Origin of the sequence: Brevundimonas sp. (assembly GCF_965227765.1) — a bacterium.
Lineage (GTDB): Bacteria > Pseudomonadota > Alphaproteobacteria > Caulobacterales > Caulobacteraceae > Brevundimonas.
In genome coordinates this window covers 1,185,717-1,210,888 of sequence record NZ_OZ245778.1, presented here as the reverse complement: position 1 = coordinate 1,210,888, position 25,172 = coordinate 1,185,717, and the positions used below count along the sequence as shown (strand labels likewise).

Annotated in this window: 30 protein-coding genes; 8 read left to right on the top strand and 22 right to left on the bottom strand. The window is 67.6% G+C overall.

Annotation, left to right across the window (positions count from 1 at the left end):
• The first annotated feature begins 12 nt into the window (after positions 1-12).
• Positions 13-582 (top strand): superoxide dismutase family protein, encoded by a 570-nt coding sequence (locus ACO05L_RS05820; protein ID WP_421731229.1) that lies wholly within the window; start codon positions 13-15, stop codon positions 580-582.
• Positions 583-631: 49 nt separating this feature from the next.
• Here ACO05L_RS05820 and ACO05L_RS05815 read toward each other — a convergent pair whose 3' ends face one another.
• The 5 genes from ACO05L_RS05815 to ACO05L_RS05795 all read right to left on the bottom strand — a co-directional run bounded on the left by ACO05L_RS05815 (position 632) and on the right by ACO05L_RS05795 (position 6,260).
• Positions 632-1,540 (bottom strand): DMT family transporter, encoded by a 909-nt coding sequence (locus tag ACO05L_RS05815; protein WP_421731228.1) that lies wholly within the window; start codon positions 1,538-1,540, stop codon positions 632-634.
• A 144-nt stretch (positions 1,541-1,684) separates the two neighbouring features.
• Positions 1,685-2,191, bottom strand: coding sequence for a single-stranded DNA-binding protein (ssb, locus tag ACO05L_RS05810; RefSeq protein WP_421731227.1), 507 nt, complete (start codon positions 2,189-2,191; stop codon positions 1,685-1,687).
• 186 nt (positions 2,192-2,377) lie between these two features.
• Positions 2,378-2,794 (bottom strand): hypothetical protein, encoded by a 417-nt coding sequence (locus tag ACO05L_RS05805; RefSeq protein ID WP_421731226.1) that lies wholly within the window; start codon positions 2,792-2,794, stop codon positions 2,378-2,380.
• On the bottom strand, positions 2,794-3,480 hold the full coding sequence (locus ACO05L_RS05800; RefSeq protein WP_421731225.1) for a hypothetical protein: 687 nt from the start codon (positions 3,478-3,480) through the stop codon (positions 2,794-2,796). Before ACO05L_RS05800 ends, ACO05L_RS05805 begins: the two co-directional genes overlap by 1 nt.
• A gap of 104 nt (positions 3,481-3,584) precedes the next feature.
• Positions 3,585-6,260, bottom strand: a complete 2,676-nt coding sequence (locus ACO05L_RS05795; protein ID WP_421731224.1) for a transcriptional regulator — start codon at positions 6,258-6,260, stop codon at positions 3,585-3,587.
• A gap of 187 nt (positions 6,261-6,447) precedes the next feature.
• Between ACO05L_RS05795 and ACO05L_RS05790 the strand changes: the two genes are divergently transcribed.
• Positions 6,448-6,579, top strand: a complete 132-nt coding sequence (locus ACO05L_RS05790) for a hypothetical protein (RefSeq protein ID WP_421731223.1) — start codon at positions 6,448-6,450, stop codon at positions 6,577-6,579.
• Between the two features lie 46 nt (positions 6,580-6,625).
• On the opposite strand, the gene ACO05L_RS05785 is transcribed toward ACO05L_RS05790, so the two are convergent.
• From ACO05L_RS05785 to ACO05L_RS05745, 9 genes are all read right to left on the bottom strand, one after another.
• Positions 6,626-7,471 (bottom strand): flagellin, encoded by an 846-nt coding sequence (locus tag ACO05L_RS05785; RefSeq protein ID WP_421731222.1) that lies wholly within the window; start codon positions 7,469-7,471, stop codon positions 6,626-6,628.
• Positions 7,472-7,605: 134 nt separating this feature from the next.
• Positions 7,606-7,884: a hypothetical protein gene (locus ACO05L_RS05780; protein WP_421731221.1), complete on the bottom strand. Its 279-nt coding sequence runs from the start codon at positions 7,882-7,884 to the stop codon at positions 7,606-7,608.
• 81 nt (positions 7,885-7,965) lie between these two features.
• Positions 7,966-8,673: a flagellin gene (locus tag ACO05L_RS05775; RefSeq protein ID WP_421731220.1), complete on the bottom strand. Its 708-nt coding sequence runs from the start codon at positions 8,671-8,673 to the stop codon at positions 7,966-7,968.
• A 390-nt stretch (positions 8,674-9,063) separates the two neighbouring features.
• The gene (locus ACO05L_RS05770; protein WP_421731219.1) at positions 9,064-9,771 is read right to left on the bottom strand and encodes a flagellin; all 708 of its coding nucleotides are present in this window, start codon (positions 9,769-9,771) and stop codon (positions 9,064-9,066) included.
• A gap of 254 nt (positions 9,772-10,025) precedes the next feature.
• Entirely contained in the window at positions 10,026-10,409 is a 384-nt protein-coding gene (locus ACO05L_RS05765) for a M15 family metallopeptidase (RefSeq protein ID WP_421731218.1), read from the bottom strand.
• Positions 10,406-10,681 carry a hypothetical protein gene (locus ACO05L_RS05760; protein ID WP_421731217.1) on the bottom strand — a complete coding sequence of 92 codons (276 nt, stop codon included), beginning with the start codon at positions 10,679-10,681 and terminating at the stop codon, positions 10,406-10,408. Before ACO05L_RS05760 ends, ACO05L_RS05765 begins: the two co-directional genes overlap by 4 nt.
• Positions 10,678-10,836, bottom strand: coding sequence for a hypothetical protein (locus tag ACO05L_RS05755; RefSeq protein ID WP_421731216.1), 159 nt, complete (start codon positions 10,834-10,836; stop codon positions 10,678-10,680). The genes ACO05L_RS05760 and ACO05L_RS05755 overlap by 4 nt, the downstream gene beginning before the upstream one ends.
• 5 nt (positions 10,837-10,841) lie before the next feature.
• Positions 10,842-12,335, bottom strand: coding sequence for a DUF2793 domain-containing protein (locus ACO05L_RS05750; protein WP_421731215.1), 1,494 nt, complete (start codon positions 12,333-12,335; stop codon positions 10,842-10,844).
• 138 nt (positions 12,336-12,473) lie between these two features.
• Positions 12,474-12,935, bottom strand: coding sequence for a DUF4112 domain-containing protein (locus ACO05L_RS05745; RefSeq protein ID WP_421731214.1), 462 nt, complete (start codon positions 12,933-12,935; stop codon positions 12,474-12,476).
• Positions 12,936-13,005: 70 nt separating this feature from the next.
• On the opposite strand from ACO05L_RS05745, the gene ACO05L_RS05740 reads away from it, so the two are divergent.
• Positions 13,006-13,965, top strand: coding sequence for an endonuclease/exonuclease/phosphatase family protein (locus ACO05L_RS05740; RefSeq protein WP_421731213.1), 960 nt, complete (start codon positions 13,006-13,008; stop codon positions 13,963-13,965).
• On the opposite strand, the gene ACO05L_RS05735 is transcribed toward ACO05L_RS05740, so the two are convergent.
• Genes ACO05L_RS05735 through ACO05L_RS05710 form a run of 6 tightly spaced genes read right to left on the bottom strand, consistent with a single transcriptional unit; the run spans position 13,931 to position 18,812 of the window.
• On the bottom strand, positions 13,931-15,142 hold the full coding sequence (locus tag ACO05L_RS05735) for a CCA tRNA nucleotidyltransferase (protein ID WP_421731212.1): 1,212 nt from the start codon (positions 15,140-15,142) through the stop codon (positions 13,931-13,933). The two genes, ACO05L_RS05740 and ACO05L_RS05735, sit on opposite strands and share 35 nt — an antisense overlap.
• Positions 15,139-15,783, bottom strand: coding sequence for a CoA pyrophosphatase (locus ACO05L_RS05730; RefSeq protein WP_421731211.1), 645 nt, complete (start codon positions 15,781-15,783; stop codon positions 15,139-15,141). Before ACO05L_RS05730 ends, ACO05L_RS05735 begins: the two co-directional genes overlap by 4 nt.
• A complete protein-coding gene (locus tag ACO05L_RS05725) occupies positions 15,780-16,340 on the bottom strand; it encodes a DUF1285 domain-containing protein (RefSeq protein WP_421731210.1) in 561 nt (186 codons plus the stop codon). Before ACO05L_RS05725 ends, ACO05L_RS05730 begins: the two co-directional genes overlap by 4 nt.
• A 45-nt stretch (positions 16,341-16,385) precedes the next feature.
• Complete coding sequence (locus ACO05L_RS05720; protein WP_421731209.1) at positions 16,386-16,877, bottom strand: GNAT family N-acetyltransferase; 492 nt, start codon at positions 16,875-16,877, stop codon at positions 16,386-16,388.
• 49 nt (positions 16,878-16,926) lie between these two features.
• Positions 16,927-17,697, bottom strand: coding sequence for an enoyl-CoA hydratase (locus ACO05L_RS05715; protein ID WP_421731208.1), 771 nt, complete (start codon positions 17,695-17,697; stop codon positions 16,927-16,929).
• A complete protein-coding gene (locus tag ACO05L_RS05710) occupies positions 17,694-18,812 on the bottom strand; it encodes an MBL fold metallo-hydrolase (RefSeq protein ID WP_421731207.1) in 1,119 nt (372 codons plus the stop codon). Before ACO05L_RS05710 ends, ACO05L_RS05715 begins: the two co-directional genes overlap by 4 nt.
• Before the next feature lie 137 nt (positions 18,813-18,949).
• Between ACO05L_RS05710 and ACO05L_RS05705 the strand changes: the two genes are divergently transcribed.
• The 4 genes from ACO05L_RS05705 (at position 18,950) to ACO05L_RS05690 (ending at position 22,269) form a co-directional block, all read left to right on the top strand.
• Positions 18,950-19,819, top strand: a complete 870-nt coding sequence (locus ACO05L_RS05705) for a hypothetical protein (RefSeq protein ID WP_421731206.1) — start codon at positions 18,950-18,952, stop codon at positions 19,817-19,819.
• A 94-nt stretch (positions 19,820-19,913) separates the two neighbouring features.
• Positions 19,914-20,729 carry an exodeoxyribonuclease III gene (gene xth / locus ACO05L_RS05700; protein ID WP_421731205.1) on the top strand — a complete coding sequence of 272 codons (816 nt, stop codon included), beginning with the start codon at positions 19,914-19,916 and terminating at the stop codon, positions 20,727-20,729.
• A gap of 35 nt (positions 20,730-20,764) precedes the next feature.
• A complete protein-coding gene (locus ACO05L_RS05695) occupies positions 20,765-21,277 on the top strand; it encodes a hypothetical protein (protein ID WP_421731204.1) in 513 nt (170 codons plus the stop codon).
• 83 nt (positions 21,278-21,360) lie between these two features.
• Positions 21,361-22,269: a cobalamin biosynthesis protein CbiG gene (locus tag ACO05L_RS05690; protein ID WP_421731203.1), complete on the top strand. Its 909-nt coding sequence runs from the start codon at positions 21,361-21,363 to the stop codon at positions 22,267-22,269.
• Between the two features lie 3 nt (positions 22,270-22,272).
• On the opposite strand, the gene hemF is transcribed toward ACO05L_RS05690, so the two are convergent.
• Positions 22,273-23,151: an oxygen-dependent coproporphyrinogen oxidase gene (gene hemF / locus ACO05L_RS05685; RefSeq protein WP_421731202.1), complete on the bottom strand. Its 879-nt coding sequence runs from the start codon at positions 23,149-23,151 to the stop codon at positions 22,273-22,275.
• A 138-nt stretch (positions 23,152-23,289) separates the two neighbouring features.
• On the opposite strand from hemF, the gene ACO05L_RS05680 reads away from it, so the two are divergent.
• A complete protein-coding gene (locus tag ACO05L_RS05680) occupies positions 23,290-24,540 on the top strand; it encodes a dipeptidase (RefSeq protein WP_421731201.1) in 1,251 nt (416 codons plus the stop codon).
• Positions 24,541-24,647: 107 nt separating this feature from the next.
• Here ACO05L_RS05680 and ACO05L_RS05675 read toward each other — a convergent pair whose 3' ends face one another.
• Positions 24,648-25,163 (bottom strand): hypothetical protein, encoded by a 516-nt coding sequence (locus tag ACO05L_RS05675; RefSeq protein WP_421731200.1) that lies wholly within the window; start codon positions 25,161-25,163, stop codon positions 24,648-24,650.
• Positions 25,164-25,172: the final 9 nt, after the last annotated feature.

Genomic DNA, 25,172 nt, shown 5'->3' with positions numbered 1-25,172 from the left:
AAGGACTCCCTCATGCGCCTGATCGCCCTCGCCGCCCCGCTCGCCTGCGCCGCGCTCGCCGCCTGCGTCAGCGTCACCGACAACAGCTTCGGCCAGACCGCTCCGATCCGCGCCGCCGTGGGCGACTTCGGCGAGGCGACCCTGATCGACGGAACGGGCGCTCGGGTCGGCCGCGCCGTCCTGACGCAAGGCGCCACAGGCCTGCTGATCCGGGTCGAGGCCAGCGGCCTGACGCCCGGCTGGCACGGGATGCACATCCACGCGACGGGCGAATGCACCGCCCCCTTCACCTCGGCCGGAGCCCATATCAACCACACCGATCCCAAGACGCCGCACGGCCTGCTGAATGCCCAGGGGCCTGACGACGGCGACCTGCCCAACATCTGGGTCGGCGCGGACGGCAAGGCCAACGCCGAGGTCTTCACCACCAAGGCCCGCATCGCCGCCGACGGCCCCGGCCAGTGGCTGTGGGACGCGGACGGCTCGGCCCTGGTCATCCACGCCAATGCCGACGACCACTCGACCCAGCCGATCGGCGGAGCCGGCGACCGCGTCGTCTGCGGCGTGATGGCGGCGGGCTAGACCAACAGTCCCGACAGCCCTGGTCGCGCCGGCGCGGAGACCGCGCTCGTCATCCCCGCGTCGCGCCGGCGCGGAGACCGCGCTCGGCCAGGGCAACGGCGGCGACGCCGGCGATGGTCAGGGCCGACCCGGCCAGGATCTGCGGCGTCAGCACATCGCCCATCCACAGCCAGCCGATGGCCATGGAGACGACGGGCGTGGCCAGCAGGTAGGGCGTCACCCGCCCGGCCTCGCGTTTCTGCACCAGCCAGAAGACCAGGCTGGTGGCCAGCACGGACGACACCAGCCCGGCCCACAACAGGGCGACCCAGATCAGGGGCGTGGTCTGAGACAGCGCCTCGAACTGGCCCCGCTCGAACACCGCCGACCCCAGCGCCAGGGTCGGCAGGGCGACGCAGGCCAGCATCCCCTGCATCTTCAGCGGCGGGATGGAGGTGGTGCGGCGAGCGATGACGGTGATGACGGCCCAGGCGGACGACCCGATCACCCCGATGATGATGGCCTTCCAATCCTGTAGAGCATGGGGATCCAGCGTCATCCAGGCGACCCCGGCGAAGGCTACGACCAGACCGAACACCGCCACCCGCGACAGGCGCTCGCCCAGAATCAGGAAGGCGAACAGGGCCGTGAAGGGCACCCACAACTGTGTCGCGACCGTCACCGGGCTGACGTCCTGGGCCATCGAATAGGCCAGATAGATCAGACCGTAATGGACCGGCCCGCCCAGGATCACGATGATCAGCAGGCTTTTCAGATCGGGAAATGGCGGCCGCACCATCCAGACCAGACAGGCGGCGGCGATGCCGAAGCGGATGGCGCCGACGAACAGAGGCGGCAGGACCTCGGTCGCGATCTTGGCTCCGGCGTTGTTGACGCCCCAGATCACCACCACAGCGATAATCGCCGCGATCTCGATCAGGCTGAGAGGACTGTGAGGCTTGTCAGGAACGATGGGCACGCCTGCGGCATACTCCGCTGCGGCCGCCAGAGCGACCCGGACGCGAACACGTTCGGTGACCGTTCATGCCAAGGGCGGATCCGGCTTGCCGAACCCGCCCTCTGTCGGAAAATCGCGCCCTGATCCGGGCTGGATGGAAGTCGTTTAGAACGGGATGTCGTCGTTCAGGTCGTAGCTTTCCTTGGGGCCGCTCGGCTTGTTGGCGCCGCCGGTGGAGAAGCCCGACGAATAGTCGTCATCGCCGCGTCCGCCGCCACCGCCGCCGTAACCCCCGCCTTGCGAGCCGCCGCCGCCGCCGTCACGGCCGCCCAGCATGGTCAGCTGGCCGTTGAAACGGCCGATGATGATCTCGGTCGTATATTTCTCGACGCCGTCCTTGTCGGTCCATTTGCGGGTCTGGAGCGAGCCCTCGACATAGACGGTCGAACCCTTCTTCACATAGTTCTCGACCACCTTGACGATGTTGTCGTTGAACACCGAGACCCGGTGCCACTCGGTCTTTTCCTTGCGCTCGCCCGAGGACTTGTCGCGCCAGGTCTCGGACGTGGCCAGCGAGAAGTTGGCGATCCGGTCGCCGTTGGGCATGGAGCGGATTTCGGGATCACGACCCAGGTTGCCGACCAGAATGACCTTGTTGACGCTGCCCGCCATGTCTTCGCTCTTTTGCTGTCTGCCCCGCGCACCCGGATCGGGGCGCGGCTTGTTTGAATGATCACCGCCTAGCGCGCGCGGACGCGCGACGGCAGGGCGATTAACGCATCCTAAACGAAACGCTGTGGATGTTCCACCTTTGTTCTGGCGCCAGAGCCCTGGAGCCGCCAGATCGGCCGTCCCGGATCAGGTCGCCGGCAGCTCGCGCGGTTGTTCGATCGTACCGGGGACTGCCAGACGTCCATCCCCGCTGCGGGCCAGGGCGAAGAAGCGTGAACCGTCCAACGTGCGGGCGAAGGAGACACCGCTACGGTCGATGAAGATGAACTGACCCTGGTAGGAGCCGATGATCTCGCGGTTCTTTCCGCCCATGCGCAGGAAGCGCAGGCGCATTTCTTCCAGACGGGCGGCGCAGACCTCGATCTGGGGCTGGTCGCGAGCGACCACATTGAAACGGGCCGCGCCCGTCTGACCGTCCTCGGGCAGGACCACATAATAGCAGACGCCCGGATCGAACGGCGCCTTGACCGCATTGCTGCACCCGGCGAGCGCCAGACCCAGGCCGGCTACGACCAACAGAGCGTTCAAACCCGTGCGACGCATTATCTCAGCCCCGGAAACTGGCAGTTGCGATCCTGCTCGCCCAGGATACGGAAGCGGTTGTTGTCGTTTGACTGTTCGACCCGGCGCGGCACCAGACGCAGGGTTATGTCGCCCCAGCGGCCATATTGAGCCTCGCCCGGACGGACGCAGGTCCCGGCATAGAGGGCCTGGACGCAGGCGTTCAGGCTCATGCCCGTGGACACCGAACGCCATTCCGAACCCGCATGACGCAAGCAGGCGGAGCCGCTCGCCTGAACCGGAGGGGTCGAGATCTGCCGGCTCGGCTCGAACGACGGCATGGACACGGGCGGGGTGGATTCGGCCAGGTCGATCGGCGGCAGAGCCGGCGGAGGGGCGAAGGCGGCCGTCGGCGCGGCGGCCAGGGCGCCCGTTTCGTCCAGGCCGACGTCGAGAGCTTCAGTCGCCAGGCCGTTGCGCTGAGCACAGTCGGACAGGGTGGCCATGCCGATGAACTGACCATTGACGAAGCAGCGCAACTCGCGTGTCGGCTCCAGCGTGGGGGCTTCGGCCAGATCGACGGTCAGACCGCCCTTGGATGCGGGCGGATCCTCCTTGGGCTGGGCGTCTTTCCCGCCGCTGAACACCATGGCGAGCACCACCGCCGCCAGGATGGCGAGGCCGGCGCCAATAGCCAGGATGGTCTTGTTGTCTTGGGGGAACGCCATGGAACACTCGCGCGGCTCGGTGGCCTCAATAACCCCGCAGCGGTGCGCCGCGTCAACCGCATAGTCCCCGAACAGGGGTCATCAGCGCCCGGAATCGAACGCGGCTAGCCGGTCAGACGGTCCAGCGCGGCCTGATAGTTGGCGATCTGGGCCGACAGATAGGCGGGGACGGGGCCGCTGGTCGCCTTCTTGGCCGCCGTGGCGGGATCCAGGGCCTTGTAGGCGTCGCGAATGACCTTCATCGCCGCTGTCAGCTTTTCGGAGGTCGTCTTGAGCAGGTCGGCGTTCGCAAGGCTCAGATTGCTGGGCAGATCGAGGCCATAGGTCTTGACCTTGGCGTCCTTGGTGGGACCGATCAGACCGGGCGAAAGGCCCAGGGCGCCCAGGGCGTCTCGGCCTGCCTCGCCGGCCGTCAGCACCGCACCGGTCCGCCCGCTCCGCGCCGTGATCGACAGCCGCTGCAGCCCCGCCAGGGAGATCAGCGTATCGTCGATCTCGCCGGCCTTGAGCGTCTTGTCCGACAGAATCTCGACCTTCAGCTTGTTGTTCGAGGCCTGTTCGATCTTGCGGGCCAAGGTCGCCAGGGTGTCCTTGGCGTCGATGGTGACGGCGACGGAGCGTCCGCCGTCTGCCGGCGTGATGTAGAAGCGGTCGCCGGGCCTCAGGGCGGTGGCGGCGGTCAGAAGCTTGGAATCGCTCTGGGCGATCTCGCCCTTGGGCAGGCCCAGCCGGTCCAGGACGCTGGCGCCATCGCTGGCGATGGCCAGGGTGGAGGCCTTGGCCTGACCGGCCTCGCCCGTCCAGACCCGGTTGTATTCCACCGCGCCGGTCAGGGGATCGAGCCGGGCCAGATAGGCCTTGGTCAGGTCGGTGTCCTTGGCGCCCAGAGCCCGATCCGACACGCCGGTCAGCCAGACCTTGCCGTCATGGACCTTCACATCCGCAGCCGTGTCGTCGCCCGCGCCGCCGAAATAGGTCAGACGTTCATCGCCAGAGGGCGACAGGTCGCCCGACAGAGTCGCGACAAACACGTCGGTTCCGCCGGCATGGGTCTGGGTCACGGTTCCGACCGACAGGGCGGCGTTCTTGGTCGTACCGGCGGCGACGACCTTGCCGTCCACGACCGAGATGCCCGCGATCTCGCCGCTGGCCACACCAAGATCGCGCGTCGCGGCCAGGGTCGTCGCCCCATTGGCCCCCAGGGTGAACTGGCGAATGACCATCCGCCCGTTCTCGATTCCGCCGGTGTAAAGGCTGGAGCCATCGATGGTCATGGCCTGGACATTGTCTTCGCCCGTGGTGCCGAACTGCGTCGCGCCCAGCGCCTGGGTCGTGATCGGCGCACCGGCATAGGCCTGACTGGCGCTGAACGACTGGACATAGCCGTCCCATCCGCCAACGGCAGACGCGCCCGGAATGGCGGACTGCGCTCGACCCGACACATAGACGGTTCCGTCAGCGCCAAAGGCGACGGCCGTGGCCTCGTCCGCCGCACGGGCCCCGCGCCTCTGGGTCCATTTCTCCTCGCCCGCCGCATTGAAGACGGTGACGAAACTGTCGGCGACCGTTGCGACCGCCCCGCCCTTTCCGGCGTCGGTCGCAGAGGTGTTCAGCGCGCCGGTGACCGACCCGGCCACGGCCACGTCGCCATTGGCGTCGATGGCGATGGAATAGCCGCTGGCGGTGGAGGCCGCGCCCAGCGTCCGGGTCATCAGCAGCCGACCCGACGAGTCGTATTTCATCAAAGCGACGTCCTGGACGCCCTTGATCGGCTGGTTGCCCGGACCCTCGCTCAGGTCGCCGACCAGCCAAAGGGAGCCGTCAGGCCCAACGGCGCTGGCCCGGACCGCCGTCACCCCGTCCGGCAGATCGGTCTGCGACAGCCGCCCCGCGATCCACTGGTTTTCGCCGATGCCGCCGCCCGTGGGGGCAGCCGCCGAGCCGCCGTCGCTCTGGAACTTCAGCAGTTGATGGCCGCCGGTCGTACCGACGCCCTGAACCACATAGACGGCGTCCGATGTTTCGGCCGCTGTAAAGCCCACGGTCTCGGTCGCGGTTCCGTTGACCGCCAGGGCCCAGCGGTCTGGACCGGCCGGCAGGGTCGACACCACCTTGCCGTTCGCCGTGATCGTCTTGGCTTCGACGGCGATGGCCTGGCGTGTGATCCGGGTGTCGAAGCCCGCGTCATCCAGCTGGGTGTTGATGTAGGAGATGACGTTGTCGAGGCTGCGGGTGGTCGATCCCATTCCCGCCAGGTCGATCGGCACCGTGGTCGTGGTCGAACCCCCGCCCGCTGGCGCCTTGATGGTAATGCCGAAACGCACATCGCCCGCAAAGGCGACGACAGCCGAAGACGACGCCCCTTCGTGGATCACGCCGGTGATGGCGGTCTTGCTGTCGCGCGCGACCCCGGCCGTCGTCTTGCTGGTCTCGGTCACGGCGCCCTGCACCAACCGCAGCTTGTCCAGATCCATGCCCGAGACATAGGAGCCGATTTCGGCCAGGCCGGCGGTGAAGCGCTTCATCAGCTGCGCCTGCTCGTTGGCGCTGACGTTCTTGACGCCGGAGCGATCAGCGATTGCGGCCAGGGTCCGCAGGCCCTGGTAGAGGGCGAACAACTGCTTGTAGTCGGCGGATGAGCCCGCCACGTCGATGGACGTCCCGGTTTCGTTGATAAGCCGCCGCCCGCCCAGCGCCGACCGGACCAGGGCGTCCGCCTGAGGCGCGCTGGAGGTCGTGGCCCATGGCGGGGTCGGCTGGGCCTTCTTCGTCCCCGCCATCAATGAGGCAGCAGTCGGCAAGGACGTGGTCGACGTCCCTCCGTACAGCCCCAAAAGATAGCTTCTGTCGATCACGCGGCGCTCCTGCCGTCACTATCGGCGACGCGTCGGTAACGGAGGCTTAACGCGCGCAACGGAACCGAATCGGCGCAACACTGTTCGTCGTCTGCAACAGGAGAGCGCCGCGATGTCGTTTCCGCAGTCCGTCCTTCAGTCGTTTCTCGCCCTGTACGGGTTTGGCGTTCGCACAGGCTCGCGCGGCGGCCGCCACCGCATCGACCCCGTAATGATCGGCCGTCAGCCGTCCAGCCGCTTCTAGACCGACCGCCCCACTTCAGCCGGCGGAACGGCCTGACGCCTTGCGATCAGTTCTGGAACAGGGACAGGATGATCTGCGGCGCCTGGTTGGCGATCGACAACGACTGCACGCCAAGTTGCTGCTGCACCTGCAGGGCCTGAAGCTTGGCGCTTTCCTTGGCCAGGTCGGCGTCGACCAGGTTGCCGATGCCGATTTCGAGCGCGTCCACCAGCTTGGAGACGAACTTGGTGTGGTTTTCGATCTGGGTCGCCTGCGCTCCCATCTCGGCCAGGCCTGCGCTGACCGTGGTCAGGGCCGCCGTGACCGCCGTCAGGGCGGCGGTGGCGCCGGTGACCGAGGAAAGATCGGGCGCGGGGTCAAGGCCGAGACCGGCCAGCGAAAAGTCCTGGCGATTCAGTGAAATCGTGTCCGTTGCGTCCGCATTGGCCAGGAAGGTCAGCGGATCGGTCGAGGCGGTCACGCCGTCGTCGGCCATGCCGTTCAGCATGTTCTTGCCGTCGAAGGTCGCGTTATCGACGAACGACTTGATCGACAGAAGCAGGGCCTGGAACTCGTTGTTATAGGCCGTGCGGGTCGCGTCGCTGCCGCCGGGATCGGCTGCGGCGGTCGCCTTCTGTTTCAACTGCGTAATGAGGTCCGAGATGGATTCGCCCGCGGCGATCGACACGTCGGCGATCGAGGTCGCCCGGTTCAGGCTGCTGGTGACCGATTCATAGGCCTTGGTGTCGGCGCGCTGGTTCTGAGCGACCGCCCAGACCGCGGCGTTGTCCTTGGCGCCCTGCACCTTCAGCCCGGTTGAAACCCGGTTCTGCGTCGCGGTCAGCCGGTCGCTGATCGCGTTCAGGTTCTGCAGCGCGATCTGCGCCGAAGCATTGGTGTTGATACTGGCCATTGGGTCTTCGCCCTCGTCGATTTCCCGGCAAGGCTATGACGTGAGTCGTATCCGTATGGTTAACAGATGCTAACGCGTTGCGACCGCGACCCATGAGGGCGCGGCGAAGGTCGAGCGGCAGGCGGCTTGCGAAATCAGACCCGGGTGTCGGCGACCGTCCCGACGGCGTAGCTGACGTCGTTTGTCATCTTGACCAGGGCTTCGCGCGGATACTGGCGGATCAGTTCGCCGGTGGTGCGATTGATGGTCTTGTAGACGAAACTGCCCCGGCGAGGTCCCTCCTCGATGACAAGGCGATAGTCGGCGGCGCGTTCGGCATCGCGTCGGGCGTTGTTGTTCTGTGCGCCTGCATCCGGGGTCGTGGCAGGAACAGCCTGGATGGCGGTTCCGATCGCGGCGATTGAGTTGGGCATATCTCCTACGCCAGAGGCGTCTCCTGAAGAACCGGACGGTCGGGCGGAGCCTTTCGGCCCCGCCCTTCACGTCTTGCGGTCTTAGCGGAACAGCGAGAGCAGGATGCTGCTCGACGAGTTCGCGATCGACAGCGCCTGCACACCCAGTTGTTGCTTGGTTTGCAGAGCCGTCAGCTTGGCGCTTTCCTTGGCCAGGTCGGCGTCGACCAGGTTGCCGATGCCGGTTTCCATCGCGTCCTGAAGCTTGGACGTGAAGGTCAGTTGGCGTTCCAGCGACTTGGAGGTGGTGCCCAGGCCTTGCATGGCCGTGGCGGTCGCGTCGATGGCCGTCTGGACGATGGTCTCGGTGGCGGCGGAACCGGCGCCGAGGGTCAGGGTCAGGCTGAGGGCCGTCGTGCCGTCGAACGAAGCCGCCGCGATCGATGCGGTGATTTCAGTCGCCAGGGCAGTGTAGTCGGCTTCATAGGCTGCAGTGTCACCCACGCCGGCTGCGATGGAGGCCGCGAGGGACTTCATCTGGACCAGGGCGTCCATCACCGACTCGCCGGCGGCCAGGCCGACGTCGTTGACGGATTGTGCGCGTTGCAGGTTGGTCTTGGTTGCGTCCAGGGCGATCATGTTCGCCTTCTGGGTCTGGGCGACAGCCCAGACAGCGCCGTTGTCCTTGGCCGAAGCCACCTTCAGGCCGGTGCTGACGCGGTTCTGGGTCGTAACCAGATCACGGCTCGTTTGGTTCAGGCTCTGAAGAGCCACCATCGCGCCGGAGTTCGTGTTGATGCTGTTAGCCATTTTGGCTGTCCTTGTTTCACTTCGTGATGTCCGACGCCGTTTTGGCGGCCGGGAGCATTTTGCTCACCCATCCCCCAGCAAGGGCCGCGCCATCGGCGATATCGCGGGCCAAAACCCAAACCACTGTTATTGCTACGGTACCTTGCCTTAACCATGGCCCTCAGTCGGCAAATCCTGCCGGGCCAGACTTCGAAAGTGGAAAAAACTGCCTGGCGCCCTGCATATCCTGCCGACCAGGCCCTCGCGAGCGGCTGGCGCGAATGGCTTGCGCGAACCCCGGCGCCGCACAGCAAAACGCCGTCCCGGCAGGAACGGCGTGATGGGCATCAAACCCGCTTGCAATGACGGTCGGGCGGAGCCCTTCAGCCCCGCCCTATCGTCGTCTTTGGTCTAGCGGAACAGCGAGAGCAGGATGCTGCTCGACGAGTTCGCGATCGACAGCGCCTGCACACCCAGTTGTTGCTTGGTTTGCAGAGCAGTCAGCTTGGCGCTTTCCTTGGCCAGGTCGGCGTCGACCAGGTTGCCGATACCGGTTTCCATCGCGTCCTGAAGCTTGGACGTGAAGGTGACCTGACGTTCCAGCGATTTGGAGGTGGTGCCCAGGGCCTGCATCGCCGAAGCGGCGGTGTCGATGGCCGTCTGAACGACGGACTCCGTAGCAGCCGAACCGGCGCCGAGGCTCAGGGTCAGGCTCAGCGCGGTGGTGCCGTCGAACGAAGCCGCCGCGATCGAGGCGGTGATTTCAGTCACCAGCGCGTCATAGTCGGCTTCATAAGCGGAGGTGTCGCCCACGCCGGCTGCGATGGAGGCCGCGAGGGACTTCATCTGGACCAGGGCGTCCATCACGGACTCGCCGGCGGCCAGGCCGACGTCGTTGACGGATTGTGCGCGTTGCAGATTGGTTTTGGTGGCGTCCAGGGCGATCATGTTCGCCTTCTGGGTCTGGGCGACAGCCCAGACAGCGCCGTTGTCCTTGGCCGAAGCCACTTTCAGGCCGGTGCTGACGCGGTTCTGGGTCGTGACCAGATCGCGGTTCGTCTGGTTCAGGCTCTGAAGAGCCACCATGGCGCCGGAGTTCGTATTGATGCTGTTAGCCATTTTGGCTGTCCTTTTTCACTTCGTGATAGCCGACGCCATTTTGGCTGCCGGGAGCATTTTGCTCGCATTCCCTTCAGCAAGCGGCGGGCCAGACGTGGACGGCGAGGACACGCCATCGGACCTCTGTTTTCGTTGAATTATTTCTCCGCCTGGCGATCCGCAGACCCGGCAAATAACGCCACGCGCGGTCGGGCATGGGCAGAAAATGCCGGGAGCCCTGCATTTCCTGCCCCAAGACCCTCGCTGGTTCCCGGCTAGGGCCAGGTCCGGCGATCCAGCTCGAAATGGGGACCGTCGCGCAGCCTGGCCCAGTCGCCGCCCCAGACCAGAGGAGTCTTCAACTCCAGAGCCGCCGCCTTGAACGCCTCGGCGATGCGGGGATAGAGGGGCCAGTCCCACCGCACCTGTCCCTCGATCAGGGCCGCGACATCGACGGCATGACCTGTCAGGTGGCGCGAGTTCAGCGTCCGGCTGGCCCCGGCCTTGACCAGCAAGGCCTGGCGCGCCGGGGTGCGAAGGCCTTCGGTGATCATGAAATCGACCGGCGTGCGGGTGATGGCCCGTTCCACCACGGCGATCAGGCTCGGATGGACGCCGATGAGCCGATCGCGAGACCGGCGGGAAAGCCGAAAACTCATGGCCGCCCTCCCGCACCCAGCCGCAGCTTCAGATTGGCCAGCAGTTCGACGATCTGCTGGGCCGTCGGCGCGACCAGATAGAGCACCAGCAGCAAAGCCAGCAGCCCCGTCACCCCGTCGGCGACCCTGGGCAGGACCCGCGGGTCGCCCGTCGCGATCAGACCGGCCAGAAGCCCGCCCAGGCCGGCGCTGGCGCAGAACACATAGATGCGTCGCCACAGCCAACGCCCTTCGGCCAGGGGGGATGGGGAATCTCGGCGGAGGTTCGTCATGTTTCGGTCTCCTCTGGATTGTCCTCGAGGTTGCGGGTGGACCGACGGCCTTCGAGGCCGGTGTGAAGCCAGCAGTCTGCGGGGCTGAGGCGCGGAGGGGCGTCCCAGACATCCGAATCCAGCAGTTCGACTTCGCGAGAGTTCAGGGGCGTCATCGTGATCATCCCATGGCGACGATGCGGACCAGTCCGCCACCGCCTGCTCCCCCCGAGCCCGAGGCGGTCACGCCTGCGCCGCCTCCGCCGCCGCCCGCGCCCGGCGCGCCTGCACCCCCCGCATAGCCGGTAGCGACCGACGCACCGCCGCCTCCGCCGCCGCCGCTCGCCCAGGATCGTGCTGCCGTGCTGGCCGCCACGCCTGCACCGCCCACGGCGCCGCTCCCGCCAGTTCCGCCAGCGGCCGGAGTGGCGACCGTGCCGCCCTGCCCGCCCGCGCCACCCGCCCGGACCGTGTTTGTGCTGGCCAGGCCGCCGCCCGCGCCACCGCCACCCGACCCGTCTGGCCTATCCAGTGCTGCGCCCGCGCCGCTGGTGGCCGTGACGGCGCTGTCCCCGCCGCGATTGGCGACCGTCAGCCCGGCGCCGCCCAGGCCGCCTGTCCCGGACGCCGCGCCGCCGCCCTGTCCTGCCGCGCCGCCCAGACCGGTGATCAGGACCGTGCCGGACGATGTGATCGTGCTGTTGGCGCCCGATACGCCGCCCGCCCCCCCGGCCGAAGACCCGCCCGCGCCGCCCGCGCCGCCTCCGCCCACAACGACGCTCAAGCTGGAGGCCAAATCGCCGGTGTTCCAGCCCGCGAAGGAAATCCCGCCCGCCCCGCCGCCTCCACCGCCGAACCTGCTGGCGCCCGTCGCCCCTGCGGCCCCGGCCCCGCCGCCTCCCCCACCGCCGACAACCACCGCCTCGATCCGCCGCGCCCACGCCGGCACGACATAGATCCCGCTGGCCGCAAGGACGGTAGTCTCGGATCGGCCGCAACCTGCGGGGCAATCGACCGCCCCGGTCGCGCGGTTGACTGTCAGTGCGGATCGCCAGGTGGAACCGTCGGCGCTGACCTTCAGCGTCAGGTCATCGCCGCCGATCAGACCCAGTTCAGCTCGGCCCGCGTATCCACTCTGGAACAGCAGCGACAGGACATCGCCAGCGGTCTCCTTATTGAAGGTCAGGCGCAGGTCGCCGTCGCCGCCCTCGCCGGCGCCTAGCGCAGTCCACAGCGCCTTGTTGATCCTGGCGGCGAAGGGATTGGACCCGTCGGCCGTCGTGTTGAGGCCCAGACGGGTCAGGCCCTGCACCTCGCCTAGACCCGCGCCCAGCAGCCGCCACGCCCCGCCGTGCCGCACCAGGGCGACGCCTTCATCCTCGACCCAGACGATCAGGCCGTCAGCCATGGCGACAACCGACCAGCTGCCGAGTTCCGCCCGCATCATCGCGCCTGAGGGCTGCGACGCCCAGGCCGAGCCGGTCGCACTGGCTGGCAGCAGATAGAGCGCGCCATCCTCGGGGGCGGACGGCTGGCCGGCCGTGGTCCGGCTGACGACCCGTGCGTGAACCAGGCTGTCCAGCCGGGTCAAAGCCTCATTCAGGGTGACGTGTTTCTGAAGCTGGCCCGCGGCCAGATAGGGCAGGCCCAGCCGGGCGCTCGTGTCTCCGCTCATTGTCGATCTCCGCTTGAAAGGGAGATCAGTGTCGCGGCGCGCCGAACCTGGGCGCGTTCAGCCGCTCACTCAAACAAGAATGTCTTCTTTTTCAACTATTTGAAGCCTCGCAATCCGCGCAATACCCGGATCGGGCGATCAGTCATGCAGATAGACGATCCGTCTCAGCCGTGAGTCAGCCCGCACCGTATCCAAGTGTCGCTCGTGCTCGCCGGAGGCCTTTGCCGCACTGGAGGTGTTCTCGACCCAGTGGGTGCTGGCGATATCCTTTTGCAGAGCCTTGGCCGCCAGCAGTTGGCCGGGGAAGAAGGTATCCACGACGTCGCCCGCGATGGGCACCGTGCCGGTCGCCGTATCGACGGCCATATAGGCGGCCATCTGAGCCAGGGTCGCGGGTGATGCCTTGGCGCGTACGGCCTGAAGCATCAGCCATCCCGCCGTGCTGACGGTATAGACCGTCCCAACCACCGGCACCCAGGTCAGCAGGGCGTCCAGGCCGAAGCCTATGGGTCCGATGCCGATGACCCGGTCAGAGAGCTTCTTGACCCCCTCGACATTCGACCAGATTTTCTCGATATCCGCGATGGTCTGATTGGCCATTTCGCCCTCTCCGAAGCGGATGCCTAACGCCCCATATCGAACCGCGTTCAACCCGAAAGGCAAGCGCGCCATGTCGTTTGCCCGATGGATTGTCACCGCCTGCGCCATTCTGGTGCTGTGCGCGCCGCTGACCCTGGCCCTGGCCGCCCTCAGCGGGGTCGGTCACCGATGGGTCGACATCCTGGCCCAGTTCACCGCCCCGGCCCTGATCGCGACCCTCGCTCTGGTCGCGGCGCTGGCGGTGGGGCGGCTGTGGATCGCGACCGGAGCGGGCGGGGTCGTCATCCTGATGTTGCTGACCGCGCTTTGGCCCCAGTGGGCGCCGGACAAGGGGAAGCCGGCCCCGGATGCGCCGGTGATCAGCCTGTATTCGGCCAACCTCTACATCGGCAACCGGGACGCCGACGCCATCGCCGCCTCCGTGCGCGCCGCCGACGCCGATATCGTGGTGATGTTCGAGGCCAACGACGCCCTGACGCCAGCGCTCGACGAAATTCTGGCCGGCTATCCGTATCGGCTGATCTCGCCCGGCGTCGATCATGACCGGGTCGAGCGAAGGATCATCGCCTCGCGTTGGCCCCTCACCGCTGTTCGCGAGCGCGCCGACGGCCTCAGCGACCAGACGGCCGTGGTCGATACGCCGCTGGGGCCGGTGAATATCGTCGGCGTCCACCTGACCCGGCCTTGGCCCTATCAGTACCAGTGGGGCCAGATTTCACAGGTCATGGCGCTGGACGCCGTGCTGGCCGATCTGACCGGGCCGGTCGTCGTCGCGGGCGATTTCAACAGCGTGTCCAGCGCCCGGATCGGGCGTCAGATTCAGAGCGATATCGGCCTGAAGCCCGCGCCCGGCCTGCCCGGCACCTGGCCCTCACAACTTCCGGCCCTGCTCGGCATCACCATCGACCAGGTCTATCGCACCCCCGACCTGGCCTTCGTGGAGCGTCGGGTCGGGCAACGTAACGGGTCGGATCACCGCCCGGTGGTGACGCGGTTCACGCTCGCAGAAGCGGTTCCACCAAGGCGCTGAGCCGTTCGCGATGGCCCTCGGCGGGGAAGTCGTCGGCGATCCATCCGGCCTCGAACGCCGCCAGCACACGACCCGTCTCGGGACCGGCGGCCAGGCCCGCGGCGGCGACATGACGTCCGCCCACAGGCAGGCGTGGAATGGCCCAGGCCTCGGCCAGGGACCGCAAGCCATCGCCCGAGCCCGGCTGACCGGTCATGGCCTCGGCTCGGAACACGCGGTCGAGGAAGGCCCCTCGTCCGACACGATAAAGCGTGGCCCTCGCCTCGCGCTCGCTCATGGCCAGATCCAGCGGCGGCGCGGCGGCGACCAGTCGGGCCAGCATGGCGTTGGGCAATCTCAGCCGACGCGCCGCCGCCTCGATCCCTGCGGCCTCGACGGGCAGCAGAGTGGACAGGCGCAGAACCACGTCCTCGCTCATCGCGGCCATGACCCGCAACGCCTCCAGCGACCCGGCTTCGGGCAGGATCACCGCCAGCACGCCAGACGCCGCCATGGCCTCGACCGCCGCCACTGGCCGGGGCGCGGACAACAGCTTCAGCAGCTCCTTGGACACCCGTTCGGCGGACAGGCGGCTCATGCCAGGCGCATGTTCGGCGCAGGCGGCCAACCCCTCGGCGTCGGGCGCCCCTCGCCCGTACCAGGCATAGAAGCGGAAGAAGCGCAGGATCCGCAGATAGTCTTCCTCGATCCGCGTGCCGGGGTCGCCGACGAAGACGATCCGGCCGTGGCGCACGTCCTCGACCCCGTGGCCCGTCGGGTCGAACACCTGGCCATCGCCATCGGCATAGAGGGCGTTGAGGCGGAAATCGCGGCGGGCGGCGTCCTCGGACCAGTCATCGGTGAAGGCGACCACGGCCTTTCGCCCGTCAGTCTCGACATCGCGGCGCAGGGTGGTGATCTCATGGGGCTTGCGGCCCGACACCGCCGTCACCGTGCCGTGGGCCAGCCCGGTCGGGACGACCTTCAGCCCCGCAGCACGCAAGGCCGCGACCGACGCCTCGGGCAACAGCCGGGTGGCCATGTCGATGTCGTCCACGGCCTGTCCCATCAGGGCGTTGCGCACGCAGCCGCCGACGAACCGGACGCAGCCGGGTCCGCCCGCCGCTTCCAGCGCGTCGATCACCGCCCGCGTCGCGCGGTCGTGGAGCCAGGCCTGGTCGGCGACAGATGCGGTCACGCCGCGTCCTCGGCCTGGACGCCGTACAGCCGGGCGTGAAGGCCCCGGATCACCCCGGCGGTGGCCCCCCAGATATAGCGCTCCTGCCAGGGCATGGCCCAGTAGTGGCGGCGCGGGCCGCCTTCGGGCGGGTCATAGAATTCGCGCCGGTGATTGGCCGTCTCCATCAGGAAGTCCAATGGCGTCTCGAAGATGTCGGCGACCTCGGCCTCCTGGGCCTTGACCGATGGCGCACTCGAGATCCAGCCGATCACCGGGGTGATCAGGAAGCCGGTGCCGGTCTCATAGGCGTCGGACAGGCCCAGAACCTCGACCGCGCCGGGATCCAGGGCGATCTCCTCGGTCGCCTCGCGCAGGGCGGCGGCGATGGCGGTCTCGTGGGGATCCAGGCGTCCGCCGGGAAAGGCGATCTGGCCCGAATGGCTGTTCAGACTGTCCGACCGCCGGGTCAGCAGTACGGTCGGCCCCGTGGCGTGAGCGACGATGGGCACCAGAACGGCGGCGGACTTCAGCGGCCCCTTAGGCCGCTCGGCGCCGGGATTGAGATCGAAATCGGACCGCGCCGCCTTCAGGCTGGGCGTCCAAGCCTCGCCGGGGATCAGCCGTTCGATCAGGGTCTGTTTAAGGCTCTCCAGAATCACGCGACGCCTGCTCCCGCCGGTCCCAGCGCAAAGCGCGATCCGCCCGAGCGCACCGTCAGCCGGTGGTCGACCACCTCGGCCAGCTCGACCAGATCATAGAAGACGGTGCGCGCAATCCGCGCCTCCAGCCCGCGTCGGATGTGGATGCGAGGCGCGGGTTCTCCGGTCAGGGGATCGGTCTCGACCGTGATCGGGTGGTCATCGCCCGCCACAACGCTGTCGCCCACGTCGGTGGTGAAGACCAGGTCATCGCCCGCTCGCTCCATCGCCACGGCTCGGAACGGCAGGTCCTCGACCGTGATCCGCATCTTCTCGACCGGCGTCACAAGGTGATAGCCATCCGGATCCAGCCTCAGCACGGTGGAGAACAGCCGCACCAGTTCCTTGCGGCCGATGGGCGAGCCTTCGTGCATCCAGACGCCGTCGCGGCGGATGATGATGTCGATGTCGCCGCAATGGTCGGGGTTCCACAGGTGGACAGGCGGCAGGCCGTTTCCGGGCGTCTGTTTCGCCGCCGCCGAGACCGCGGCCAGGCCGGTGGGTGTCTGATCCGTCATGCCTCTGACTTAGGCGTCCCGATCCCGAACGAAAAGCTCGGCGAGCTAGTTGGGCAGGATATCGCCCGAAGGAACCGGCGCATCGACGGCCAGCCACATGACCCGACGCGGGTCGGCCGGTCCCGGCAGGCGGGCCTGGGGCGCGGGCTCGAAGCCGAACCGCGCAAAATAGGGGGGATCACCGATCAGGATGACGCCGGGAACGCCATCTGCGCGGGCGGCCTCGACACAGGCGGCGACCAGGGCCGCGCCCAGGCCTGACATCCGACTGGCCTCATCCACCGCGATCGGCCCCAGAAACCAGGCGGGGGTGGTCCCTACCGTGACGCTCCACAGCCGTACCGAGCCGATCAGGCGCTCGCCGTCGCAGGCCGTGAAGCCGCGCACCTGACGGGCGCTTTCGCGCAGCCGCTCGGCGGTCTTGGCGAACCGGCCCGGCCCGAACGCCGCCAGCACCAGGGCGTCGATCGCCCCGGCGTCGTCGGCCTGTTCCGCAAGGATCTGCGGCATGGTGGATATGGCGGCGGTTGCAGGCATGGCGCGCACTAGGGGCATACTGTGCGGGGATCAACCGCCTTTGAGGCGATCAGCCCAGTTTCGAGAAGTCCGGCGCACGCTTCTGGCTGAAGGCGGTGAAGGCCTCAATGGCCTCCGGGCTGGACAGTTGCGAGCCGAAGGCCTCGTTCTCGCGCTGCATCAGGGCCCACAGCTGTTCGGCGTCACGCATCAGCCGCTTGGTCTTGCGCACCGAGTTGGGCGCGCGGGCGGCCAGCTTTTCAGCAAGGTCGGCGGCGATGGCGTCGACCTGATCCGCAGGCGCCGCGCGGTTGGCGATACCCCAAGCCAGGGCGGTGCGGCCGTCGATCGGCTCACCCAGGGCGAAGATCTCGAACGCCCGCTGGTGGCCGATGACCATGGGCAGCAGCAGCGACGACGCCGCCTCGGGCGCGATGGCCAGATTGATGAAGGGCGCCGACAGTTTCGCGTCCTCGGCCACCACCACCATGTCGCAGTTCAGCAGCAGGGTCAGGCCGATGCCGACCGCCCGCCCCTTCACCGCCGCCACCGCCGGCTTGTCCAGATCGGCCAGCGACTTGAGGAAACGGTGGACCGGCAGGTCGTTCGACATGGCGCCGGACCCCATGCCCAGGAAGTCGACGATGTCGTTGCCGGCCGAGAAGCTGTCGCCCTCGGCCTTGAACAGGATGACGCGCACGGCGTCGTCGGTGCGGGTGCGCTCTGTCGCCTCGGCCAGGGCCGTGTACATGGCCTGGGTGATGGCGTTCTTCTTGTCGGCGCGCGCGAAGGTGACGCTCAGGACGCCGCCGGCCAGTTCGGTGCGGATGTAGTCGCTCATGCCTCGGGCTCCATTTCCAGGGATTCGGTGGCGGTGGAAGACCACCAGTCCACGCCATGCTCGTCACGCTCGCGCCGCGCGCGACCCTGACCTTCGAGATAGTTGAGATGCGCCAGGCTCTCGCCCGTGGCCATGCCGAACACGGCGTCGCCGACCGGACGGGCGAACAGGGACGAGAAGACGTCTATGGCGCGGCACGGCTTGCGCAGGGTCCGTTCCAGTCGCCTCAGCGAGGTCTCATGGCCTCGGATCAGGGCCTCGATTCGCGTCGTCACGCCCCGGAAGGGATCCCCGTGGCCGGGCAGAATCAGCAGGTCCGACGGCAACAGGTCGCGCAGTCGGCGCAGCGAACCCATCCAGTCCGCCAGCGGGTCTTGGCCCGGCTCGGTCGGCCAGACGGACACGTTCGAGGAGATGCGCGGCAGGATCTGGTCGCCTGAGATGAAGACGCCGTCCGACTTGCGCCACAGACAGACGTGTTCCGGGCTGTGGCCGTTGCCGACCACAATAGTCCAGGCGTCGCCGCCGATGCTGATCTCATCGCCCTCCGACAGGCGCGTATAGGATTGCGGCAGGGGCCAGACGCCGCGACCAAAGCCGCCGAACTCGGCCGTATATTTGGCGATCTGGGCGTCATCCCAGCCACAGGCGCGATAGAAGACCACGCCCTCGTTCGGGGCCGGCTTGCCCGTATCCGCGACCAGGACGCGACAGGTCAGGTATTCAAGCCGCGACATCGACAGGGATGCGCCGGTCTTTTCGCACAGCCATCCGGCCAGACCGATGTGGTCGGGATGCATATGGGTGCCGATCACCCGGTGTATGGGCCGGCCGCCCAGAGGCCCCGTCAGGATCGCCTGCCAGGCCTCGATGGACACAGCGTTGTTCAGCCCGGTGTCGACCAGGGTCCAGCCGTCGCCGTCCGCGATGGCATAGCAGTTGACGTGGTTCAGCGGCATCGACATCGGCAGCCGCATCCACAGCACGCCCGGCGCAGCCTCGACCGCCATCCCGGGCGTGGGCGGATCGCCCAGCGGATAGGTCAGACCGCGCGCGCCGACATCGGCTGTCGCCGTCTCAGTGGATCGAATCGCCGCGACCTCGCCTTCGGGCAAGTCCATCTCCTATGAAAACGCGCTGACTTAGGCCGAACTGTCGCCACACGTCCACCCTTTGATAAGGCTGTGCTTGACCTTGCGGGCTTGGCTCGCCAAGCGTTCCGCCATCACTTTCACTCGAAGGATTTCCGTCGATGTCCAATCGCAAGATGATCGCCGCCATGGGGACCGCCCTCATGATGGCGGCCGCTCTGGCCTCCGCCACGACGGCCTCGGCCCAGAACCGCCGGGGTCGCGCGCCCACGCCTGAACAGAACGTCGCCGCCGCCCAGGTGGTCGCAACGGCAGCGGGCCTGTCGTGTCAGGTCACCGAAGCCACCCTGCTCGGCAAGACCGACGGAGAGAACGCCGACTTCTACGAAGCCGCCTGCGCCACCGGCCCCGGCTATCTGCTGGTCGCCTCGACGCCGCCTCAGAGCTTCGACTGCGTGCTGCTGGCCGCCCAGGCTCAGCAAGCGGCCGCCACGCCGGACGCGACGCCGACCCCGACCTGCAAGCTGGCCGCCAACCAGAACACCGACGCCCTGATCGCCGGCTACGCCCAGGCGGCTGGCGTGCCCTGCACCATCGACGCCGGCGCCCCGGTCGGCCTGTCCGAAGGCAAGACGGTCTATGAAGTCGGCTGCCCCGGCACGGACGGCTATCGCATCGAGCCGACCGCAACGGGCGGTTGGACCAACATGCCATGCCTGACCATCGTCAGCGCCGGCGGCGCCTGCCGCTTCACCACCGCCGACGAGCAGTACGCCACGGTCAAGACCTTGCTGGCCAACACCGAAGGCGCCGCCTGCGTCGTCGACGGCGCCCGCCACATGGGCGGCAACGCCAACGGCCAGTTCTACGAAGCCAAATGCTCGGGTTCGGAAGGCTATATTCTGCGCGTCAAGGATAACGCGACCGAGCAGGTCTATCGCTGCGCCATCGCCCAGCCCATCGGCGGCGGCTGCACCCTGACGCCCAAGGAAGTCTCCGACGCGGCGGAAGACGCCCGCGAGGCCCAGTAAGCGACCCCGTCCGGCGAGCCTTGCGCTCGCCGGACGGCCCTATCTTTTGTAAAGGCAGTTCCGTTTTCGACAGGCGCGGACTAGCTTCCGCCCCATGCGCATCGCCACCTGGAACGTCAATTCCGTCAATGCTCGCCTGCCGACGATCCTGGCATGGCTCGAGGCGGCCAAGCCCGACGTGGCCTGTTTTCAGGAAATCAAATGCGTCGACGAGAACTTCCCTCGCGAGGCGTTCGAGAGCCTGGGCTATAATGTCGAGACCCACGGGCAGAAGTCCTACAACGGCGTCGCCCTGCTTTCGAAATATCCGCTCAGCGACATCCGGCGCGGCCTGCCCGGCGGCGAGACCGGCGGCATAGCCGTCGACGGGGTCGAGGCCCCGGACGATCAGTCCCGCTACATCGAGGCCCTGGTCGAATCGCCGACGCCAATCCGGGTCGGCTGCATCTATCTGCCCAACGGCAATCCGGTCGGCACAGCCAAATTTCCCTACAAGCTGGCCTGGTTCGACCGGCTGAACGCCCACGCCCGCGACCTGCTGGCCCACGAGGAGCCCCTGGCCCTGTGCGGCGACTATAACGTCATCCCCGCCCCCCAGGACGCAGACAAGCCCGAAGGCTGGCTCGGCGACGCCCTGTTCCAGCCCGAGAGCCGCGCCGCCTTGCGCGCCCTGAAATACCTGGGTCTGTCAGACGCCAGCGAACTGGGGAACCAGCCGCCGGGGACCTATACCTTCTGGGACTATCAGGCGGGCGCCTGGCAGAGGAACCACGGCATCCGCATCGACTTCGCCCTGCTCTCGCCCCAGGCCGCCGACCGTTTCCGCGGCATCGAGACCCACCGCGACGCCAGAGACATGGACAAGCCGTCCGACCATGTCCCCGTGGTCGTCGACCTGGCGCTGGACTGAGCCATGCCCAACCTTAGCCATGCCCGAGCCTGACCATGGATGAGGCGCTCAGGGCCATTCTGCTGATCGGCCTGGCCGCGGCGGTCCTGACCACGGGGGCGCTGACGCTCAACTGGTGGATGGAGCCCGAACGGCGTCTGCGCCGGGCCATGCTCAAGTCACTGGGCGTCGCTGCGGACGCCGAAGCCGTTTCTCCGGCGGAGGGCAAGGCGGCGGGCCTGGGGTTCGAGAGCGGACAGATCGCCGTGCTGTGGGGACGTGGGGCCAACGGCCTGGTGTATGATTTCCACGAGATCGAGGGCGGCGAGATCATCGTCGATGGTCATGTCGTGGCCCGCATCCGACGCGGCGAACCACGCAAGTCTCTGGATGTCATGGCGCCCGAGGCCGAACTGGTGACGTTGCGGCTGATGTTCGCCGATGCGCGCTACCCAGAGTTCGAGCTGTCCTTGTGGAACGCCAACGTCCCCACCCAGACAGGATCGCCTGCCGAGGCCCTGCGTCTGGGGCGGCGCTGGCTGTCGCACCTTGAGGCCCTGCTCAAGTAGGATCGGGTGAAATCGCTTCCGGCGGGAAGGCGGGAAGGCTAGAAGCCCGCAACCTTTCCGTTTCGTGCTTGCCGGAGGCCGCCATGGCCCGACTTTTCGATGCCTATGTCGTCGCTGACTGGACCGCCGCCGAGGGCAAGAAGCTGGGCGACACCTCGCTGTGGATCGGCGTAGCCAAGCGCGACGTGCGTTTCCGCCTCTATACCGAGACCCACAACGTCGCCACGCGCGCCGAGGGCGAGGCCCTGCTGGCCTCGATCCTGGCCGACCACAGGAAGCGCGGCGACCGGGTGCTGGTCGGGTTCGACTTCAACTTCGGCTATCCGGTCGGCACCGCCGAGCGGCTGAAGCTGACCGGCGCCCCGGCCTGGTCGGCGATGTGGAAATTCATCGCATCCAACGTGGTCGACAAGCCTGACAACACCAACAACCGCTATCAGGTCGCGGCCAAGATGAACCGGCTGATGACCGACGAGGCCTGGCCTCTGTGGGGAGCCCCGGCCAAGCAGGCGCAGCGCTGGCTGACCACGACCAAGCCGCCCGTCGGCTCCGGCGCCGACATCCCCGAGTTTCGCGCAACCGAGAACGCCGTCCGCAAGGGCAAGCTGCAGCCCAAGAGCGTGTGGCAGATGCACGGCGCGGGCGCGGTCGGCGGCCAGACCCTGGTCGGCATTCCGGCCGTGCGTCGCCTGCTGGAGAGCCTGGGGCCGTCCGCAGCCGTCTGGCCGTTCGGCACGGGCTGGCGCGAACTGACGCCCGCCGATGTCGAGCCTCTGTCCGTGCTGGTCGCCGAGGTCTGGCCCTCGATGCACCCGACCACGGTCCAGCCCGGCGAGTTCAAGGACCAGGCCCAGGTCCGCACGACCGCCGAGGCCCTGGCCCTGATGGACGATAAGGGCGACCTGGGCAAAGCCTTCGCCCCGCCCAAGACCGCCGACGAAACCCTGATCGCCCAGGTCGAGGGCGAAGAGGGCTGGATCCTGGGGGTTTAAGGCCTAGGGCCAGCGCACCATCGGCGGCATCGAGCTGAGGATGGAATCAACATTGCCGCCGGTCTTCAGCCCGAACATCGTGCCCCGGTCGTAGAGCAGGTTGAACTCGACATAGCGGCCGCGCCGGATCAGCTGTTCCTCGCGCTCGGCCTCGGTCCAGGGCTCGACCATGCGGCGCGAGACGATCTTCGAATAGACGTCGAGGAAGGCCGTTCCCACGTCCTGGGTAAAGGCGAAGTCGGCGTCGTGGTCGCCTGAATCGTGGTGATCATAGAAGATGCCGCCGACGCCGCGCGGCTCGTTCCTGTGCGGCAGCCAGAAATACTCGTCGCACCAGGCCTTGAACCTGGCGTGGTAATCCGGGTCATGAGCGTCGCAGGCGGATTTCATGGCGGCGTGGAAGTCGAGCGAATCCGGCGTGTCCTGCGTGCGCTCCACGTCCAGCACCGGCGTCAGGTCCGCCCCACCGCCGAACCAGGATTTCGTCGTGGCGATGAAACGGGTGTTCATGTGCACCGCCGGAACCTTGGGGCTCCAGGGGTGGCAGATCAGGCTGATGCCGGTGGCGAAGAATCGCGGGTCCTCGGCGGCGCCTGGAACCGTCTTGGCGTAGTCGGCGGGAAAACTGCCATGCACCGTCGAGCAATGGACGCCGACCTTTTCGAACAGCCGGCCGCTCATCATGCCCATGACGCCGCCGCCGCCTGCCTCACGCGTCCACGGCGTGCGGACGAACCGGCCAGGCTCGCCCGGGAACAGATCGGCCGGGGCCGCGTCCTCCAGCGCTTCGAAACCGGCGTGGATACGGTCGCGCAGGACCTCAAACCAGGCGCGGGTCTCGGCCTTCTTCAGCGCCAGGGGGTCGGTCGTGATGTCGCTCATGGCGGCTTGAACCACATTGGAACGCGGCGGGGTAGGGCCGGGCGCCGCGATGTCGCAGGCGGGCCGCTGTCCAAAACGTAACTTTGCCCCAGCCGTCGCCTCTGCCAGTCTCCGGCCCCTGTTCAGGAGAAACATTCGATGATCCGCACCGCCCTGCTTGCCGCCACCGCCCTCGCCGCCCTCAGCGGCCCCGTTCTGGCCCAGACCGCAGGCGAGACCCGCGTGCTTCAAATCCTGCAGGGCACCCCGTTGATCGACGGCCACAACGACCTGCCCTGGGCGCTGCGCGAGGGCTTCGGCAACGACCCCCACGCCGTCGATCTGAGCGCCAATCAGTCCGGTAACGCCAAGACGCTGCACACCGACATCCCGCGCCTGCGCGCCGGCGGCGTCGGCGCCCAGTTCTGGTCCGTCTATGTCCCTGCCGACATCGCCCCGACCGAGGCCGCGCGCGAGACCTTCGAGCAGATCGACACGGTGCGCCGCATCGTGGCCCTGCACCCCGACGTGTTCGAACTGGCCACGACCGCCGACGATATCGAGCGCATCCACAAGGCGGGCAAGATCGCCAGCCTGATCGGCATGGAAGGCGGCTATTCGATCGACGATTCGCTGGGCCTGCTGCGCGAATTCTACGTCGCCGGTTCGCGCTACATGACACTGACCCACTCCAAGACCACCTCCTGGGCCGACAGCGCGACGGACGCGCCCAAATGGGACGGCCTGAACCCGTTCGGCGAGACGGTGGTCAAGGAGATGAACCGCATCGGCATGATGGTGGATCTGAGCCACGTGTCCGAGGCCACCATGCTGGACGCCATCCGGGTGTCCGAAGCGCCGGTGATCTTCTCTCACTCCTCGGCGCGCGCGGTCACCGACGTGCCGCGCAACGTGCCTGACAACGTCCTGCGGATGATGCCCCAGAACGGAGGGGTGGTCATGGTCACCTTCGTGCCCGGCTTCGTTAGCGCCGCCAACAACGACTGGTTTCGCCTGGTGGAAGCCGAGGCGGCTCGTCTGGGCGTCAGTGCGAGCACAGGGACGCCCGATCCCCGCCTGACCGCCTGGGCCGAGGCCCATCCGCGGCCCAAGGCCACCCTGGCCGACGTCGTGGCCCACATCCAGCATGTCCGCGAGGTCGCCGGCATCGACCACGTCGGCCTGGGCGGCGACTTCGACGGCGTGGGCGCCCTGCCCGACGGCATCGACGGCGTGGACGCCTATCCCGCCATCCTGGCCGCCCTGATGGAGGCCGGCTGGACCGAGGCCGACATCCGCAAAATCGCTGGCGAAAACGTGCTGCGGGTCATGCGCGCGGTCGAGGCCGTGGCCGCGTCCAAGGCCGGCGAGGCGCCGAGCCTGGCCGTGAACGCCGCCGCCGCGAGCTGATACGAAAGCCATCCGCCCCTCTCCCGTCGGGGAGAGGGGCGCAGACGTCGAACATCCAAGCCGTCGTCCACGCCGACTGACGGCTTGGGCCGTCGCGACGGGTCGGCCTAAAGCTTGCCGAACGCGACCCCGCGCCAGCCCCAGCCGGCTTCCTTTGCCGCAGCGACCAGGGGCTTTTTGATCTCGTCGGTGCTGAACCGATATTCGTAGACCTTGCCCCAGCTCAGATCTTCCTCGCGAAAGGCATAGACGGTTTCGAAACTGGCCTCCCATTTCTGGCCACGAAACCCTTCGGCTGTCGCCGTCAGTTCCGGCACGCCCGCGCGCCATTCGACGGCGAACTCCTGATCGACCGAGCGGACCTGACCGGCGTCTTCGTCGAACTTCATCAGGACCTTGAACACCCGCTTGGTCCCGGCCTTGGCGAAGATCTCGTACCAGCGGGCGTCGACGATCTTCCATTCGGCGACCAGATCGACCTTTTCCGGCGCGCCGTCGCGGATCCTGAACGGGGCCGTATCCCGGTTCAGAGCCATCAGCGCGTCACGCAGGGATGGCGCCGGCGCCCGCTTGCGATCCGTGGGCGGCTTGGACCCGCCCGTCAGAAAATCGAACAGCCCCATGACGTCATC

Excerpts from the sequence above, each read along its gene's own strand:
- ACO05L_RS05820 (WP_421731229.1), top strand. The coding sequence starts at position 13 with ATGCGCCTGATCGCCCTCGCCGCCCCGCTCGCCTGCGCCGCGCTCGCC.
- ssb (WP_421731227.1), bottom strand. The coding sequence starts at position 2,191 with ATGGCGGGCAGCGTCAACAAGGTCATTCTGGTCGGCAACCTGGGTCGT.
- ACO05L_RS05805 (WP_421731226.1), bottom strand. The coding sequence starts at position 2,794 with ATGCGTCGCACGGGTTTGAACGCTCTGTTGGTCGTAGCCGGCCTGGGT.
- ACO05L_RS05800 (WP_421731225.1), bottom strand. The coding sequence starts at position 3,480 with ATGGCGTTCCCCCAAGACAACAAGACCATCCTGGCTATTGGCGCCGGC.
- ACO05L_RS05795 (WP_421731224.1), bottom strand. The coding sequence starts at position 6,260 with ATGGCGGGGACGAAGAAGGCCCAGCCGACCCCGCCATGGGCCACGACC.
- ACO05L_RS05790 (WP_421731223.1), top strand. The coding sequence starts at position 6,448 with ATGTCGTTTCCGCAGTCCGTCCTTCAGTCGTTTCTCGCCCTGTACGGG.
- ACO05L_RS05785 (WP_421731222.1), bottom strand. The coding sequence starts at position 7,471 with ATGGCCAGTATCAACACCAATGCTTCGGCGCAGATCGCGCTGCAGAAC.
- ACO05L_RS05780 (WP_421731221.1), bottom strand. The coding sequence starts at position 7,884 with ATGCCCAACTCAATCGCCGCGATCGGAACCGCCATCCAGGCTGTTCCT.
- ACO05L_RS05775 (WP_421731220.1), bottom strand. The coding sequence starts at position 8,673 with ATGGCTAACAGCATCAACACGAACTCCGGCGCGATGGTGGCTCTTCAG.
- ACO05L_RS05770 (WP_421731219.1), bottom strand. The coding sequence starts at position 9,771 with ATGGCTAACAGCATCAATACGAACTCCGGCGCCATGGTGGCTCTTCAG.
- ACO05L_RS05765 (WP_421731218.1), bottom strand. The coding sequence starts at position 10,409 with ATGAGTTTTCGGCTTTCCCGCCGGTCTCGCGATCGGCTCATCGGCGTC.
- ACO05L_RS05760 (WP_421731217.1), bottom strand. The coding sequence starts at position 10,681 with ATGACGAACCTCCGCCGAGATTCCCCATCCCCCCTGGCCGAAGGGCGT.
- ACO05L_RS05755 (WP_421731216.1), bottom strand. The coding sequence starts at position 10,836 with ATGACGCCCCTGAACTCTCGCGAAGTCGAACTGCTGGATTCGGATGTC.
- ACO05L_RS05750 (WP_421731215.1), bottom strand. The coding sequence starts at position 12,335 with ATGAGCGGAGACACGAGCGCCCGGCTGGGCCTGCCCTATCTGGCCGCG.
- ACO05L_RS05745 (WP_421731214.1), bottom strand. The coding sequence starts at position 12,935 with ATGGCCAATCAGACCATCGCGGATATCGAGAAAATCTGGTCGAATGTC.
- ACO05L_RS05740 (WP_421731213.1), top strand. The coding sequence starts at position 13,006 with ATGTCGTTTGCCCGATGGATTGTCACCGCCTGCGCCATTCTGGTGCTG.
- ACO05L_RS05725 (WP_421731210.1), bottom strand. The coding sequence starts at position 16,340 with ATGACGGATCAGACACCCACCGGCCTGGCCGCGGTCTCGGCGGCGGCG.
- ACO05L_RS05720 (WP_421731209.1), bottom strand. The coding sequence starts at position 16,877 with ATGCCTGCAACCGCCGCCATATCCACCATGCCGCAGATCCTTGCGGAA.
- ACO05L_RS05715 (WP_421731208.1), bottom strand. The coding sequence starts at position 17,697 with ATGAGCGACTACATCCGCACCGAACTGGCCGGCGGCGTCCTGAGCGTC.
- ACO05L_RS05705 (WP_421731206.1), top strand. The coding sequence starts at position 18,950 with ATGTCCAATCGCAAGATGATCGCCGCCATGGGGACCGCCCTCATGATG.
- xth (WP_421731205.1), top strand. The coding sequence starts at position 19,914 with ATGCGCATCGCCACCTGGAACGTCAATTCCGTCAATGCTCGCCTGCCG.
- ACO05L_RS05695 (WP_421731204.1), top strand. The coding sequence starts at position 20,765 with ATGGATGAGGCGCTCAGGGCCATTCTGCTGATCGGCCTGGCCGCGGCG.
- ACO05L_RS05690 (WP_421731203.1), top strand. The coding sequence starts at position 21,361 with ATGGCCCGACTTTTCGATGCCTATGTCGTCGCTGACTGGACCGCCGCC.
- hemF (WP_421731202.1), bottom strand. The coding sequence starts at position 23,151 with ATGAGCGACATCACGACCGACCCCCTGGCGCTGAAGAAGGCCGAGACC.
- ACO05L_RS05680 (WP_421731201.1), top strand. The coding sequence starts at position 23,290 with ATGATCCGCACCGCCCTGCTTGCCGCCACCGCCCTCGCCGCCCTCAGC.
- ACO05L_RS05675 (WP_421731200.1), bottom strand. The coding sequence starts at position 25,163 with ATGGGGCTGTTCGATTTTCTGACGGGCGGGTCCAAGCCGCCCACGGAT.